The organism is Burkholderia sp. Bp9142, from assembly GCF_003853415.1.
In the GTDB taxonomy this organism is placed as follows: domain Bacteria; phylum Pseudomonadota; class Gammaproteobacteria; order Burkholderiales; family Burkholderiaceae; genus Burkholderia.
Genome location: NZ_QTPP01000002.1, coordinates 16,440 through 31,878, shown reverse-complemented (window position 1 = coordinate 31,878; position 15,439 = coordinate 16,440). Strand labels below are relative to the sequence as shown.

The 15,439-nt window shown below is 66.9% G+C and carries 11 protein-coding genes and 2 pseudogenes; 5 read left to right on the top strand and 8 right to left on the bottom strand.

The window, feature by feature from the left end:
- Window positions 1–73 precede the first annotated feature (73 nt).
- A complete protein-coding gene (locus DIE22_RS02850; RefSeq protein ID WP_124604464.1) occupies window positions 74–1,192 on the bottom strand; it encodes a porin in 1,119 nt (372 codons plus the stop codon).
- A 609-nt stretch (window positions 1,193–1,801) separates the two neighbouring features.
- Between DIE22_RS02850 and DIE22_RS02840 the strand changes: the two genes are divergently transcribed.
- A complete protein-coding gene (locus DIE22_RS02840; RefSeq protein ID WP_124604462.1) occupies window positions 1,802–2,176 on the top strand; it encodes a YXWGXW repeat-containing protein in 375 nt (124 codons plus the stop codon).
- 257 nt (window positions 2,177–2,433) lie between these two features.
- On the top strand, window positions 2,434–2,811 hold the full coding sequence (locus DIE22_RS38625; RefSeq protein WP_311767727.1) for an SDR family oxidoreductase: 378 nt from the start codon (window positions 2,434–2,436) through the stop codon (window positions 2,809–2,811).
- A 51-nt stretch (window positions 2,812–2,862) separates the two neighbouring features.
- Here DIE22_RS38625 and DIE22_RS02830 read toward each other — a convergent pair whose 3' ends face one another.
- From DIE22_RS02830 to DIE22_RS02820, 3 genes and pseudogenes are all read right to left on the bottom strand, one after another.
- Complete coding sequence (locus DIE22_RS02830) at window positions 2,863–4,335, bottom strand: efflux transporter outer membrane subunit (RefSeq protein WP_124604461.1); 1,473 nt, start codon at window positions 4,333–4,335, stop codon at window positions 2,863–2,865.
- A pseudogene (locus DIE22_RS02825) lies at window positions 4,332–7,487 on the bottom strand (efflux RND transporter permease subunit). The gene DIE22_RS02830 and the pseudogene DIE22_RS02825 overlap by 4 nt, the downstream one beginning before the upstream one ends.
- 13 nt (window positions 7,488–7,500) lie before the next feature.
- Window positions 7,501–8,715 carry an efflux RND transporter periplasmic adaptor subunit gene (locus tag DIE22_RS02820; RefSeq protein ID WP_124501973.1) on the bottom strand — a complete coding sequence of 405 codons (1,215 nt, stop codon included), beginning with the start codon at window positions 8,713–8,715 and terminating at the stop codon, window positions 7,501–7,503.
- Window positions 8,716–8,794: 79 nt separating this feature from the next.
- Here DIE22_RS02820 and soxR point away from each other — a divergent pair, with 79 nt between their 5' ends.
- Window positions 8,795–9,271: a redox-sensitive transcriptional activator SoxR gene (gene soxR, locus DIE22_RS02815; RefSeq protein ID WP_124604460.1), complete on the top strand. Its 477-nt coding sequence runs from the start codon at window positions 8,795–8,797 to the stop codon at window positions 9,269–9,271.
- Here soxR and DIE22_RS39155 read toward each other — a convergent pair.
- Together DIE22_RS39155 and DIE22_RS02805 are read right to left on the bottom strand one after the other, a co-directional pair.
- Window positions 9,268–9,432: pseudogene (locus DIE22_RS39155) on the bottom strand (SDR family oxidoreductase); the annotation flags it as partial. The gene soxR and the pseudogene DIE22_RS39155 sit on opposite strands and share 4 nt — an antisense overlap.
- 109 nt (window positions 9,433–9,541) lie before the next feature.
- Window positions 9,542–10,195: a TetR/AcrR family transcriptional regulator gene (locus DIE22_RS02805; protein ID WP_124604459.1), complete on the bottom strand. Its 654-nt coding sequence runs from the start codon at window positions 10,193–10,195 to the stop codon at window positions 9,542–9,544.
- Between the two features lie 148 nt (window positions 10,196–10,343).
- On the opposite strand from DIE22_RS02805, the gene DIE22_RS02800 reads away from it, so the two are divergent.
- On the top strand, window positions 10,344–11,645 hold the full coding sequence (locus tag DIE22_RS02800; protein WP_124604458.1) for an NAD(P)/FAD-dependent oxidoreductase: 1,302 nt from the start codon (window positions 10,344–10,346) through the stop codon (window positions 11,643–11,645).
- Window positions 11,646–11,676: 31 nt separating this feature from the next.
- Window positions 11,677–12,066 carry a DUF3331 domain-containing protein gene (locus DIE22_RS02795; RefSeq protein WP_124604457.1) on the top strand — a complete coding sequence of 130 codons (390 nt, stop codon included), beginning with the start codon at window positions 11,677–11,679 and terminating at the stop codon, window positions 12,064–12,066.
- Here DIE22_RS02795 and DIE22_RS02790 read toward each other — a convergent pair.
- A complete protein-coding gene (locus DIE22_RS02790; RefSeq protein ID WP_124604456.1) occupies window positions 12,063–13,391 on the bottom strand; it encodes a dicarboxylate/amino acid:cation symporter in 1,329 nt (442 codons plus the stop codon). The genes DIE22_RS02795 and DIE22_RS02790 overlap by 4 nt on opposite strands.
- 175 nt (window positions 13,392–13,566) lie before the next feature.
- Entirely contained in the window at window positions 13,567–15,318 is a 1,752-nt protein-coding gene (ggt, locus tag DIE22_RS02785; RefSeq protein ID WP_124604455.1) for a gamma-glutamyltransferase, read from the bottom strand.
- Between the last annotated feature and the right edge of the window lie 121 nt (window positions 15,319–15,439).

Here is a 15,439-nt window from a genome sequence, read left to right as displayed (position 1 = left end):
TTCGACAGGCGAAAAAAAGGCGCCTGAAGGCGCCTTTTTCGATACTGCGAAGCTGGTTACCCAGCCGTCACGCTTAGAAGCGGTGACGCAGACCAACCGTTGCTGCGGTTTGGTTGATCGACGAGCTCGGCAGGTTGTTGTTGAAGCTGTCGCCGTTGTAGATCGATGCGCCAATGCCGTTCTTCGCTGCACGCTGGTACACAGCTTGTGCGTAGACGTCCGTGCGCTTCGACAGCGAGTAGTCAGCTTGCAGGCCGAACTGGTTCCAGTGCGTGCTGCCGTTGTTGATCTTCGCGTTCGTGTACGTGTAAGCAGCACCCAGGCCGAGAGCCGGCGTCAGGTTGTACTTTGCGTTGACTTCGTAGTTGTCGGTGCGCAGCGTGCCCAGACCAACTGCGTTGTTGTCGAGACGTGCTTGCGTCCATGCAGCGCCGACTTGTGCCGGGCCGAATGCGTAACCAGCAGCAGCACCGTACGTGCGGACGCGGCCTTGGCTGGCAACGCCACCGATTGCCGACGACGTCGCGCCGTTTGCGTTCGTACCGTCACCCAGGTTCGCTTGCGAGTATGCACCCGCCAGCTTCAGGCCTTGGAACTGGTATGCAACGCCTGCGCTGTACGCACGGTTGTTACCGAAGTTCGTGTTGTTCGAGAACGAGTACGTGCCGCCGAATTGCAGGCCAGCGTAGTTCGCGCTCGTGAACTTGATGGTGTTGTTCGCTGCGACGTCGCCGGTCGTGCTCAGACGGTCGAGGTTCAGCGGGTGCGCGAAGTACGTGCCGCCCCACGAGCCCGTTGCCGTCAGCGGCGCCAGGTAGTCTTGCGTTGCGTCATACTGCTTACCCAGCGTGACCGTGCCGTACTGGCTCGACAGACCGACAAATGCTTGACGGTTGAACATGCCGCCGTTGTTGCCCAGCTTGCCGTTACCGATGCCGAAGCCGCTTTCCAACGTGAAGATTGCCTTCAGGCCGCCACCCAGGTCTTCCGAGCCACGCAGGCCGAAACGGCTCTGGTCAATGCCCGAACCCATCGCCCAACGCGACTTGCCAGCTTGGCCGAGTGCCGGCTGGACGTTGCTCGTGTAGGTGATGCCTGCGTCCAGCACGCCGTACAGCGTGACGCTGCTTTGCGCGTGAGCGACGGTAGCGAACGATGCTGCAGCTGCTGCAACGATCAGAGTCTTGTTCATTCGTGGAGCTCCCTTCTAAAAAGAGGCAGGTCTCGCGACCTTGTTCATAAACGGTCTGCAACCGCCCGGGAGCGCCATCGGTCCTGCTGGCCGCGCCCGGATAGTTGCCCGTTTGGGAACCGTGAGTTTAGGGGTGTACCCTAGGGGCGCGATCTGCAAATAAAGAAATAACCTTTTCCAGAACTAGAAATAATGAAAGTGGGGACGATTTATAAGTATTTGTTTTAACGTATTTTTTTGACTTCTTGACGGCCGCTTTTTGGCCCCTCCTATCCCACCATTCCTTCATGTCAGCGTCTTGACGGTTGCATAGAAACAACAAGCGGAATCGGCAAATCGCCCGAAATCGGTAGTTTTTACCCGACGAAATCTCAAATACCGGGCCGCGCCGCCTAAAAACCAATCGGTCGACGGTAAACACACCTCCGCGCGGCCGCTGCTGGTGGCCTACGCCGTCGGCACTGGGCCGCAATGGGAGATGGGCCGCGCCACCGGACGACCAACGGGCCGTCGTGACATGCAGTAACAGCCTTAACGGCCTGCGTAACCCGGCAACGAGACCGGGAGGCTAATGTACGGCGGACCCGACTACATATAAGAGGACCCACGATGAATCGACGCTCGTTGTTGCGCGCCATCGGACTGACCGCCGCCGTCGCGGCGACCGGCGGCTGGCTGCGTACCGCTTCGGCTCAGCCCGCACCGCCGGGATACCGGCCGCCCGGACCGAACCACGGGCCCGGCAGGCCGCCTTATCCCGATCGCCCCGGCTTCGCGCCGCCGGCACCGCGGCACGATCGCCGGCCGCCGCCGCCCCGACCGCACGGCTATGTCTGGACCGACGGCTACTGGCGCTGGCAGCGCGGCCACTATATATGGGTGTCCGGCCGTTGGGTCGCGCGGCGCCCGGGGCGTCGGTGGGTGCCCGGCTACTGGCGGCGCCAGGGGCCGGTGTGGGTCTACGTCGACGGCACCTGGCGATAGGCGGTCGCCCGCGCCGGCTTTCGGTCGGCGCAGCGCCGTCCGGCGGACGACCCGGCGCCGTTCGACGGCAGGACGGCGCGCCGGCGTGCGAGGCGGCTAATCGGCGCCCGAACCGGCCCCGGACGGCAGCCGATCGCATCTGCCCCGATCACGGTGGATCGCGCGCCGCAAGCCGCGATCGCCACGCATAGGTTGTCCCCTTCGCAACAACGCGCGCGAGCAGCACTCTCAGAACGTTCGGATAACGAAATCACTCGATGCCGGCGCGGCAAATGCATACAGCCGCGGCCGAGCACCGGATAACGCGCGGATCGCCCTCCCTTCTCCTCCCCGCTTTCCGGTCCTCATCGCGCGCACCCGCAGCTAACCCGTTTGGATGGCACGCAGCGCCGGCATTGTTGCCATCATGCCCGTCATTCCACCCGGGCGGCATCGACACCGTGATGGCGCGCCCGCCGGAATGCGCGGATTTCGAGCCGTCGTCTATCTATGGCGGGCTGCCGATCGCACGTAGTGGCAATCCCGACGAAGTCGCGAGCCTCGTGCTGTTCCTCGCATCCGACGAATCCGCGTACTGCACGGGCTCGGAATTCATCGTCGACGGCGGGATGCGCGCGGGCAGCGCGTTCCACTGATCCGGGCCGCAGCCGACACGCGACGCCGCGCTCAGTACCCCTTCGGCCGGATCACCCGGGCGCCGACATCGCGCGTCGCCTGCTTGGCCCCGACGGCCAGCCACCCGCCAGCGCCTTGTACAGCGCGACCGTCGACGTCGCGCTGCGCATCCGCGCGTCGGCCGCCGCGTCCTGCGCCTGCAGCAGCGTTCGCTGCGCGTCGAGCACTTCGTAGTAGTCGATCGCACCGGCCGAGAAACGCGTCTGCGCAAGCTGCGCGGCGCGCGCGCTGTCGTCCGCGGCACGTACCAGATGGGCGGTCTCGTCCCGCGTACGCGCGACGCGCAGCAGCGCGTTCTCCGTTTCCTCCAGCGCGCCGAGCACGGTCTGCCGGTACTGCGCGAGCTGACCAGCCGCTTCCGCGTCGCTCGCGGCGATCCGCGCGCGCACGCGGCCGACGTCGAGGAACGACCAGTCGATGCCGAGCGCGATCAGGTTCGTGTCGCTGCCCGCGCGGAAGAACCCGTAGCTGCTGGTCGCGCTGCCGAGCAGCCCCGCCAGCGTGAAGCGCGGAAACAGGTCGGCCGTCGCGACGCCGATGCGCGCGGTCGCCGCATGCAGCCGCGCTTGCGCGGCGGCGACGTCCGGACGCCGCAGCAGCAGGTCGCCCGGCGTGCCCGGATCGATGTCCGCGGCAAGCGCCGGCAGCGGCGCCGGCGCACCGTTCGGCGTATCGAAACGGCCGATCAGCGCGTCCGGCGTCTGCCCCGTCAGCACCGCGAGCCGGTGCTCGTCGACGCCGATCGCGGCTTCGTACACGGCGATCCGCGACGTCGTCGATTCGTACTGCGCGCGCGCACGCGCCGCGTCGAGTTCGGAGCCGCGCCCCGCGCCGACGCGCGCATTGATCAGCGCGAGCGTCTGCTTCTGGTTCTCGGCGTTCTCGCGGGCGATTCGCAATCGCTCCTGCGAGCCGCGCAGATCCACATAGGTGCGCGCGACTTCGCCTGCGATCGCGACACGCACCGCGCGCACGTCGGCCGCGCTCGCGGCCGTTTCCGCGCGCTGCGACTCGATCGAGCGGCGCACGCGGCCGAACAGGTCGAGCTCCCACGCCGCGTTGATCCCGACGCTTGAAATCGGCGTATCGCGCTGGCTGCGCGGCGCGCCGAACGCATGATCCTTGCTCGTCAGCTGATGGCCGGTCTGGCCGCTCGCGGTGAGCGTCGGATAACGGTCGAACGTCGCTTGCGACAACAACGCGTTCGATGCGTCGTAGCGCGAAACGGCAACCTGCAGGTCCTGGTTCGCCGCGAGCGCCGCATCGATCAACTGCGTGAGCGCCGGGTCGCCGAAGCCGCGCCAGAACGCGGCGTCGGCATCGGCCGACGCATCGGGCGGCACCGCATCCTGCGCGGCCGGATGCGTGTCGCGCGCGAACCGCGCGGCGCTCGCCGTGTCGGGCCGCTTGAAATCGGGGCCGACCGCGCACGCGGCGAGCGTCACCGCCATCGCGAGCGCGGAAAGACGGAAAGCGGCGCTCATCGGTTTTCTCCTTCGAGGGTGCCGTGCTGTTCGCTCCAGACGGCCGGCGTGCCGCCCGCGAGCTTGCGTATCGCCACATAGAACACGGGCGTGAGGAACAGCCCGAACAGCGTGACGCCGAGCATCCCCGCGAACACGGTGACGCCGGTGGCCGCACGCACCTCGCTGCCCGCGCCGCCGCCGATCAGGAGCGGCACCGAGCCCGCGATGAACGCGACCGACGTCATCACGATCGGGCGCAGCCGCAGCCGGCACGCCTCTAGCGCCGCTTCGATCGCGCCCTTGCCCTGGATTTCGAGTTCGCGCGCGAACTCGACGATCAGGATCGCGTTCTTGCATGCGAGCCCCATCAGCACGACGAGACCGACCTGCACGAACACGTTGTTGTCGCCGCCGGACAGCCATACGCCGAACAGCGCCGCGCACATGCACACCGGCACGATCAGGATCACCGCGAGCGGCAGCGTCCAGCTCTCGTACAGCGACGCGAGCACCAGGAACACGAGCATCACCGCGAGCGGGAACACGACGATCGCCGCGTTGCTTTGCGTGACCTGCTGGTAGCTGAGGTCGGTCCATTCGAGCGTGATGCCCGGCGGCAGCACGTCCTTCGCGATCTGCTGCAACTTCGCGATCGCCTGCGACGACGACATCGCCTTCGGATCGGCGTCGCCGATCAGGTCGGCGGCCGGATAGCCGTTGTAGCGCACGACCGGGTCCGGCCCGTACGCGGGCGCGACCGTCACCATCGAGCCGATCGGCACCATCTCGCCCTTCGCGTTGCGCGTGCGCAGGTTGGCGATGTCGGCGGCCGTCTGGCGGTGCCCGGAATCGGCCTGCGCCATCACGCGGTATACGCGGCCGAATGCGTTGAAGTCGTTCACGTACATCGAGCCGAGATAGACCTGCAGCGTATTGAACAGGTCGGTCAGCGCGACGCCCTGCGCCTTCGCCTTCAGCCGGTCGACCTTCACCTCGAGCTGCGGGATGTTCGCCTGGTACGCGCTGACGGGATAGCTCATCCCGGGCGTCTTCGCGACCGCCGCCTGGAACGTGGTCAGTGCCTTCTGCAATTCGCCGTAGCCCAGCCCGCCGCGATCCTCCAGGTACAGCGCGTAGCCCGAGCCGTTGCCGAGGCCCTGGATCGGCGGCGGCATCAGCGCGTAGGTCATGCCGCCGCCGATCGCCGCGAAGCGCGCGTTCAGGTCGGCGTTGATCTGCGCGGCACTGCGGTGACGCTGGTCGAACGGCTTCAGGATCACGTACGCATTCGTGATGTTCGGCGTGTTCACGCCCTGCAGCGCATTCAGCCCGGCGAACGCCGGCACCATCTCGACGCCGTCGGTGCCAAGCGCAATCTTCGTCATCTGCTCGGTCACCGCGCTGGTGCGCGCAAGCGACGCGCCTTCCGGCAGCTTCGCGCCGGCGAACAGGTACAGCTTGTCCTGCACGGGGATGAAGCCGCCCGGCACCGCGTTGAACAGCAGCGCGGTCGCCGCGAGCAAGGCCGCATAGACCGCGAACACCGCGCCGCGCCGCTTCAGCGTGCGCGCGACGACGCCGTGATAGCGCCCCGAGCTGCGCTCGAAGAAGCGGTTGAACGGATGGAACAGCCAGCCGAATGCGCGATCGAGCACGCGCGTGAGCATGTCCTTCGGCGCACCGTGCGGGCGCAGCAGTTTCGCCGCGAGCGCTGGCGACAGCGTCAGCGAATTGACCGCGGAGATCACGGTCGAGATCGCGATCGTCACCGCGAACTGCCGGTAGAACTGGCCGGTGACGCCCGACATGAACGCCATCGGCACGAACACCGCGCACAGGACGAGCGCGATCGCGACGATCGGCCCCGACACCTCGCGCATCGCCTGGTGCGCGGCATCGCGCGGGCTCAGCCCCTGTGCAATGTTGCGCTCGACGTTCTCGACCACCACGATCGCATCGTCGACGACGATCCCGATCGCCAGCACGAGGCCGAACAGCGTGAGCGTGTTGATCGAATAGCCGAGCAGGTAGAGCCACGCGAACGTGCCGACCACCGACACCGGCACCGCGACGAGCGGAATGATCGACGCGCGCCAGGTCTGCAGGAACAGGATCACGACGGCCTCGATCAGCGTGTGCTGCACCGCGCGGATCGATTCGCGCACGAATACGGTCGGATCCCACACCGGTCGGTACGCGATACCGGGCGGGAAGCGCTTCGACAGTTCGTCGAGCTTCGCATACACGGCCTTCGCGACGTCGAGCGCGTTCGCGCCCGGCGACAGGAAGATGCCGACCACGGCCGAATGCCTGTCGTTGAAATACGAGCGCAGCGTGTAGTCGCCCGCGCCGAGCTCGATGCGCGCGACGTCGGACAGCTTCACGACCTGGCCGTCGTCGCCGTTGCGCAGCACGATGTCGCCGAATTCCTGCACCGTGCGCAGCCGGCCGCGCACGTTGATCGACACGAGGAAATCGTTGTGCTTCGGCGACGGCTCCGCACCGAGCTGGCCGGCCGACACCTGCACGTTCTGCTAGCGCACCGCGGCGATCACGTCGCTCGCGGCCAGCCCGCGCGATGCCAGCCGGTTCGGGTCGAGCCAGAGGCGCATCGCATAGTCGCCGGAGCCGTACACGCCCACGTCGCCGATGCCGGTCAGGCGCGACAGCTCGTCCTTCACGTGCAGCGTCAGGTAGTTGCGCAGGTATAGCGAATCGCGGCTGTTGTCCGGCGAATAAAGGCTCACGTACATCAGCGGCGTCGGCGACTGCTTCTGCGTGGTCACGCCGTACTGGCGCACCTCGTCCGGCAGGCGCGACAGCGCCTGGCTCACGCGGTTCTGCACGCGCACCGCGGCCGTGTCGGGATCGACGCCCTGCAGGAACGTGACGACGACCTGCAGGCTGCCGTCCGAGCCCGCGACCGACTTCATGTACATGATCCCTTCGACGCCGTTGATCGCCTCTTCGAGCGGTTCGGCGACCGACTCGGCGATTTCCTTCGGGTTCGCGCCCGGGTACGTCGCACGCACGACGACGCTCGGCGGCACGACTTCCGGATATTCGCCGGCCGGCAGCATCGGAATCGAGATCAGGCCGATCGCGAAGATGACGATCGACAGCACGACCGCGAAGATCGGCCGGTCGATGAAGAATCGGGAGAAATCCATCGCATGTCTCCCGTTACCGCGCGGCCGGCACGCCGGCATCGGCCAGGGCCTGCGTGCCGCTGCCCGGGCCGCCGCCTGCGCCCGCATCCGCGCGCGCGGGCAGCGCCTTCGGTTTCACCGGCGCGCCCGGATAGTAGATCCGCTGCACGCCGTCGACGACCACGCGATCGCCGGACTGCAGCCCCTTCTCGACGATCCGCTCGCCGTCCAGCTCGCGGCCGATCGTCACGTCGCGGCGCAGCGCCTTGTCACCGGCGCCGATCACGTACACATACTTGCGATCCTGGTCGGTGAGCACGGCCTTGTCGTCGACGAGCAGCGCGTCCTGGTCGCGGCCGCTGACGAGCTGCACGCGAGCATAGAGACCCGGCGTGAACGTATGGTCCGCATTCGACAATCGCACGCGCGCGCGGATCGTGCCGGTTTGCGGATCGAGCCGGTTGTCGAGGAAATCGACGGTGCCCGCGTGCGGGAAGCCCGTCTCGTTCGCGAGGCCCACACGCACCGGATCGGCACCGATCGCACGATGCTTCGGATCGGCGCGCCGCGCGTTGTAGCGCAGGTAGCTCTGCTCGTCGCAGTCGAAATACACGTAGACGGGATCCTGCGACACGACGGTCGTCAGCAGCGTGTCGTCCGCACGCGCGAGGTTGCCGGCGGTCGCGATCGCGCGGCCGACACGGCCCGCGATCGGCGCACGCACCTCGGTGAAGCCGAGATTGAGCTTCGCGTCGGCGACGGCCGCGTCGGCCGCCTGCAGGTCGGCGCGCGCCTGCTCGGCGGTCGCGCGCGCGTTGTCGAGTTCCTCCTGGGAGGTCGCATGCGCATCGATCAGCGTACGCACGCGCTTGAGCTGCACGTTCGCGAGGCTCGCGGCCGCGCGCGCCCGCTGCTGCTGCGCAATCGCGCGGTCCAGCGCGATCCGGTACGGACGCGGGTCGATCTCGAACAGCACCGCGCCCTGCGCGACGAGGTCGCCCTCCTTGTAGGCGACGCGTTGCAGATAGCCGCTCACGCGCGGCCGCAGCTCGACCGCGTCGACCGCTTCGACGCGTCCGTTGAATTCGTCCGCGAGGCGGATCGTGCGCGGCGCGACGGTCGTCACGCCGACTTCGGGAAGGGGAGGTGCCGACGATGCGCCTTTGCCGTCGTGACAGCCCGACAACGCCAGCAGCAATGCACAGGCCGCGCCCAAAGGCGACGTCCTGCGTAGGGATAGGGAGAGCATGATGCCTCGCGACGGGTTAAACTGCCGCGTAGCATAAAAGTTGAAGTTAACTTCAAGTCAAGCTTTCCCGGAGGGCGTCATGGGTATCGACGAAACCCCGCAATGGCCGCTGATGTCGATCCGCGAAGTGGCCGCGCGCAGCGGCGTGCCGGCATCGACACTGCGGTTCTACGAGACGCGCGGTCTCATCAAGTCGCACCGCAACGGCTCGAGCCATCGCCACTATTCGCGCGCGGTGCTGCGCTTGATCGCGTTCATCGTGTTCGCGCAGAAGATCGGCTATTCGCTCGACGAGATCGCCGAACAGCTCGTGAGCCTGCCGGAAGACACCGCGCCGACCAACAAGGACTGGCAGCGGCTGTCGCGCGGCTGGAAGCAGCGCGTCGCGAGCCGGATCGAGGAGCTGCAGCGGCTCTACATCAACCTCGACGAATGCATCGGCTGCGGCTGCCTGTCGCTGAAGCGCTGCAAGTTGACCAATCCCGAGGATCGCGCGGGGCGCAACGGCCCCGGCGCGCGGCGCTGGCTCGGCGATACGCCGCCCGATCTCGACTGACGCACGCGGCCGACCGGCGTCTGCTCGCGGATCGTCGCCGCGATGGCCGGTGCGATGCCGGCATCGCCGAACAAGCGCGTATCGGCGATCTAGCCGGGCGCGACCGTATTGATCGTGACGCCGCGCGGCCCGAGTTCGCGCGCCAGCGCGACGGCACGACCGCCGAGCAGTGCTCGCGCTGCGCGACACCGCGCGGCACGCGGTTGGCACGCTGGGGCTGGTGGCTGCGACGTGACGGCGACGTGATCGCGCGCGTCGCGCGCGCGGCGCTCAGTCGAGCAGGAAGTTGAGCGCGACGTCGAGCACGGCCTGCCGGAACGCATCCTGCCGCGTGGGCAACGACGTGAACTCGAGAATCAGGTGGCTATACGATACCGTCGTGCCGACCGCGCTCGCGATCATGAAGAACAGCACATCGGGATCGACGGGGTGGATCGCGCCGGCGTCGACAGCCTCCGCCAGCAGCGGAAACATCGCGTCGTGATACGGACGCACGAGCCGCTCCCGCAGCCGGTCGAGCCGCGCGCCCTCCTCGGTCGCCGCCGTCGAGAAGAACATGCCGATGTCCGGCTCGTCGAATTCGTGATCGACGCACAGCTCGATCGCGTGCCGCACGCGCTCGTGATGCGGCAATGACGACGTGCGCAGCGCACGCAACGCATCGAACATCGGCTCGGCCAGCTCGGCGATCTGCTCGACGACCGCCAGCCACAGCGTTTCCTTCGTGCCGAAATGATGGGCGATCAGCGCCGCGTCGATGCCCAGCTCGCGCGCGACCTCACGCACGCTCGTCGCATCGTAGCCGCGCTTCGCGAACGTGCGGCGCGCGGCTCGCAATATCACGTCCGGACCGACGGACGCGTCCGCCAGCGGCCGCCCGCGCGTGCGTCGCTTCGATGGCGCGCACTCAGTGACTTCTGCCACGTATTCCTGCTCCTGTTGATTGATTCGAACGCCCGTGTTCGTGCCCCGATTTCGCGTCGCCGGAGCCGGCCGCCTTGCCCCGCTCCGTTGACACGCGAAGCCGGGAAGCGCTAGGATCATACCTTATTCATCACGTGATGATTTATCCATGACAACCCCAACTTCTCCTGCTCGTATCGTCATCGTCGGCGGCGGAATCGCCGGCTTGCAGCTCGCGACCCGCCTCGGCGAACGCCTTGGCCGTAGCGGGCGCGCGCAGGTCACCGTCGTCGACCGCAGCCCGACCCACGTGTGGAAGCCGATGCTGCACACGATCGCGGCCGGCACACGCGACGTGCAGCAACAGCAGGTGATCTTCCTCGCCCACGCGCGCGACCACGGCTACACGTACCAGCCCGGCGAATTGAAGGGGCTCGATCGCGCGCGCCGCCGCGTGCAGCTCAGCGAGATCCGCTCGCCGGACGGCGAACTACTGCTCGACGCGCGCGAGCTCGAATACGACGTGCTGATCCTCGCGCTCGGCAGCCAAGCCAACGATTTCGGCGTGCCGGGCGTGCGCGAGCACTGCTACTTCATCGACAGCCAGCAGCAGGCCGAAACCTTCAACGAAGCGCTGCGGATGCGCGTATTCCGCAGCGTCGCGCGCGACGAGCCGTTTCGCGTCGCGATCGTCGGTGCGGGCGCGACGGGCGTGGAGCTGGCAGCGGAGCTGAGCCGGCTGCTGGAAGTCGCGCAGGCGTATGGCGATGCGACGGTACGCGAGCGGCTGCAGCTGACGCTGCTCGAAAGCGGCCCGCGCATCCTCGCCGCGTTTCCGCCGAGGATTTCCGCGTCCGCCCAGCGCCGGCTCGAACAGATCGGCATTCACGTTCTGACGTCGACGCGCGTCACGTCGGCCGATGCGAACGGCTTCCACTATGGAGACGGTTCGTTTGCCGAAGCGGATTTGATGGTGTGGGCGGCCGGCGTGAAGGCGTCCGATTTCATGCAGGCGCTGGGCGGGCTCGATACGAACCGCGCGAACCAGATCATGGTCGGGCCCACGCTGCAGGCCACGGCCGACGAACACGTGTTCGCAATCGGCGATTGCGCGAGCCTGCAACCCGACGGCCAGGAGCGGCCGCTGCCGCCGACCGCTCAGGTAGCGACCCAGCAGGCCGAGCATCTCGCGAAACACCTGCCCGCGTGGCTCGACGGCAAGCCGTTGCCACCGTTCGCGTTCCACGATTTCGGCGCGCTCGTGTCGATCAGCGACTACGACGCATTCGGCACGCTCGGGCAATTCGGGTTCTTCCGCGGCGGCTTCATCCAGGGGCGTTTCGCCCAGTTCAGCCATCTGATGCTGTACCGGCGGCACCAGCAGGCGCTGCACGGGTTCCCCAAGGCGACGCTGCTGTGGATCGCCGAACGGATCAACGGCTGCGTGCAGCCGCGCATCCGCCTGTCTTGATACATTGCGTAACGTTTCGAGGAAAGCAGACATGAGCAACAGTGCAGCCGCCTGGCTCAGGACCGTCGCCGCGATCGGCAGCTTCGACATGCCGTCCGTCTCATGGGTCGCGCCGCGCCGGCGCAGCGTCACGCGCGACCGCTTGCCGTCGTGGGACGCGACGAGCCAGCCGACCATCAGCGTGCTCGAGCGGTCCACCGCCGACACCGTGATGATTTCGTGGCGCGACGCGTGCACCGGCCACTACGGTTACCAGAAGTGGCGGCTGTTCACGACGCGCAAGCGCGGCGTCTGCGCGCTGTCGGGGCGGCCGATCGCGCCCGGCGACAGCGTCTATGCGCCACAACTGCTCGGCTCGGCACCGGGCAACGCCGCCGCGATGGTGCTGGCGGCGTCCCTCGACGAGGCGTGCGCCGCTTAAGCGGACGTCGCCCGACCGGCGCCATAAGCCGGATCGCCGTTCTGCCGTTCCAGTTCCGCATCGAGATGCGCGGCATGCGCCCTCGCTTCGGACTCCGACATCAACTCGCCTTCCCACTTCGCGACCACCGCGCTGGCGATCGAGTTGCCCACCGCATTGGTGGCCGAGCGGCCCATGTCGAGGAACGTGTCGACGCCGAGGATCAGCAGCAGCCCCGCTTCCGGAATGTCGAACTGGTGCAGCGTCGCCGCGATCACGACGAGCGATGCGCGCGGCACGCCGGCCATTCCCTTCGACGTCAGCATCAGCACCAGCAGCATCGTGACCTGCGTGCCAAGCGACAGATGAATGTTGTACGCCTGCGCGATGAACAGCGACGCGAACGTGCAGTACATCATCGAGCCGTCGAGATTGAACGAATAGCCCATCGGCATCACGAAGCTCGAGATCTTGCGCCGCACGCCGAACCGGTCGAGCGCGTCGAGGATCTTCGGGTACGCGGCTTCGGAACTGGCGGTCGCGAACGACAGCATGAACGCTTCCTTGATCAGCGCCAGCAGCTTGAACACACGACGGCCGAGGAACAGCAGGCCGGCGGCCACGAGCGTGCTCCACAGCAGGAACAGGCTCACGTAGAAGTCGCCCATGAACACCGCGAACTTCAGCAGGATCGACAGTCCGTTGATCGCGACGGTCGACGCCATCGCGGCCAGCACCGCGAGCGGCGCGAGCTTCATCACGTAGCCGGTGATCTTCAGCATCACGTGCGCCAGCTGGTCGATCGCGGCAACGAGGATCTTGCCGCGCTCGCCGAGCGCCGACAGCGCGACGCCGAAGAACATCGAGAACACGACGATCTGCAGGATCTCGTTGTTCGCCATCGCCTCGGCGATCGACTTCGGCACCATGTGACTGACGAAATCCTTCAGCGTGAACTTGGACGTCGCGAGATGCGCGGATGCGCCGACGTCGGGCAGCGGCAGGCCGAGGTTTTCCCCGGGGCGCAGCAGGTTCGCCATCAGCAGCCCGAGCAGCAGCGAGATCAGCGATGCGGTGACGAACCAGCCGAACGCCTTCACGAACACACGCCCCACCGACGATGCGTCGCCCATGTGCGCGATGCCGACGACGAGCGTCGAGAACACCAGCGGGCCGATCACCATCTTGATCAGCCGCAGGAACACGTCGGACACGAGCGAGATGTAGCCGGCGATTTCCGTCGCGGACTGCTTGTCCGGAAACTGCGTGTAGATCATGTAGCCGATGAAGATGCCGGCCGCCATTGCGAGCAGGATCCAGACTGCCGCGGACATTCGTTTGTTCATAACGGTACTCGACGCACGGTGCAGGAATGGAAGAAAACGCCGCGCCGGTGCCGTGCCACGGTGTGCGTTGCGGGCCGGTCGTGCGCCCTATCGCTGCTTCGGCGCTCGCGCGATGGCGAACGCCGGTTGCAACGGTTCAGCGTGATGCGATCAAATCGGATCAGGTCGGTACCCGTCAGTAACCGATCGCCGATCCGGCCGGGCGGCGCGGGTCGTTGACGCCGTATATGTAGCCGACGCGTACATTGCCGGAGACCGACGAGTCGTTACCGGAACTCTGGCGGCTCGCCGCTTCGGTGCCGGGCAGACCGACCATGATCAGCTCGGCGGCGCCCCACGGCGTCTGCTCGACCATCTTGTAGCCCATCTTGTGCAGGATCGCGAGCGTGTCGGGCGACAGCCCGCGGGTCTCGTAATAGACCTCGTCCGGCAGCCATTGATGATGAACGCGCGGCGCACCGACCGCATCCTGCGGCGTCATCCCGTAGTCGATCACGTTCAGAACGGTCTGCAGCGTGATCGTGATGATGCGCGAGCCGCCCGGCGAACCGACCACCATGAACACCTTGCCGTCCTTCTTCACGATCGTCGGCGCCATCGACGACAGCGGCCGCTTGCCCGGCGCGATCGAGTTGCGCGTGCCCTGCACGAGGCCGAACAGGTTCTGCGCGCCGACCTTCACGGTGAAGTCGTCCATCTCGTCATTCAGGAAGAAACCCGTGCCCGGCGCGATCACCACGGCGCCGAAGCGGCCGTTGACGGTGTACGTCGTCGACACTGCGTTGCCGTCGTGATCGACGATCGAATAGTGGGTCGTCTCCGGCTTCTCGTGCACACCGACGCCCGGCTGCACGTCGACCGACGCCGTCGCCATCTCGCCGCTGATCTGCTTGCGGATCTCGGCTGCATACTGCTTGCTCGTCAGCTTCGCGACGGGATTGTCGATGAAGTTCGGGTCGCCCAGCAGCGTGTTGCGATCCTCGTATGCATGGCGCATCGCCTCGGTCATGTAGTGGACCACCGACGCCGACTGGTAGCCCATCTTGCGCAGGTCATAGCCTTCGAGGACGTTCAGCGTCTCGCACATCGTCACGCCGCCCGAGCTCGGCGGCGGCGCCGACACGAACTCGTAGCCGCGATACGTACAGGTCAGCGGCGTGACGTCCTGCGCGCGATACGATGCGAAATCGGCTGCCGTGATCAGGCCGCCGCCGCGCTTCGCGGCCGCTTCGACGATCTTCGGGATCTCGCCGTGATAGAACGCCTCGGGGCCCTGCTCCGCGATACGCTCGAGCGTGCGCGCCAGGTCCTTCTGCACCAGGCGGTCGCCCGGCTGCAGCGGCGTGCCGTCCGGGCGCAGGAAGATGCGCGCGGCTTCCGGATCCTTCTTGAAGCGCTCGATCGTCGTGTCGAGGATGTCCGTGTCGCCGCGCGTCAGCACGAAGCCGTCACGCGCGAGCCGGATCGCCGACTCCATCACCTGCTTGCGCGTCAGCTTGCCGTACTTGCGCTGCGCGAGGTCGAGACCGGCGACCGTGCCCGGCACGCCCACCGCGCGATAGCCGTACAGGCTGTCGTCCGGAATGACGTTGCCCTTCGCATCGAGATACATGTTCGCCGATGCCGCGGCCGGCGCCGTCTCGCGGAAATTGATGAACCGGTCGCGGCCGTCGGCCAGATGCACGGTCATGAAGCCGCCGCCGCCGATGTTGCCGCAGCACGGATTGGTCACCGCCTGCGCGTAGCCGACCGCCACGGCGGCGTCCACCGCGTTGCCGCCCTTCCTCAGGATGTCGACACCGATCTGCGACGCGAAATGCTGCGACGACACGACCATGCCGTTCTTCGCTTCCACCGCGGGTTCCGAAGCGGCGAGCACGCACGCGCTCATGGCAGACAACAGGGTGAGTACTACGAGCCGCCTCATGACGGAATCCTCCAGACGAATAACCGGCCATGCCGTGATGCGCGACCGGCCCCGAGGGCTGGCCAACGCTACTGATCAGGCATGTAATGAACAGTACATTCCAGCGAGGCCGCGATCATAT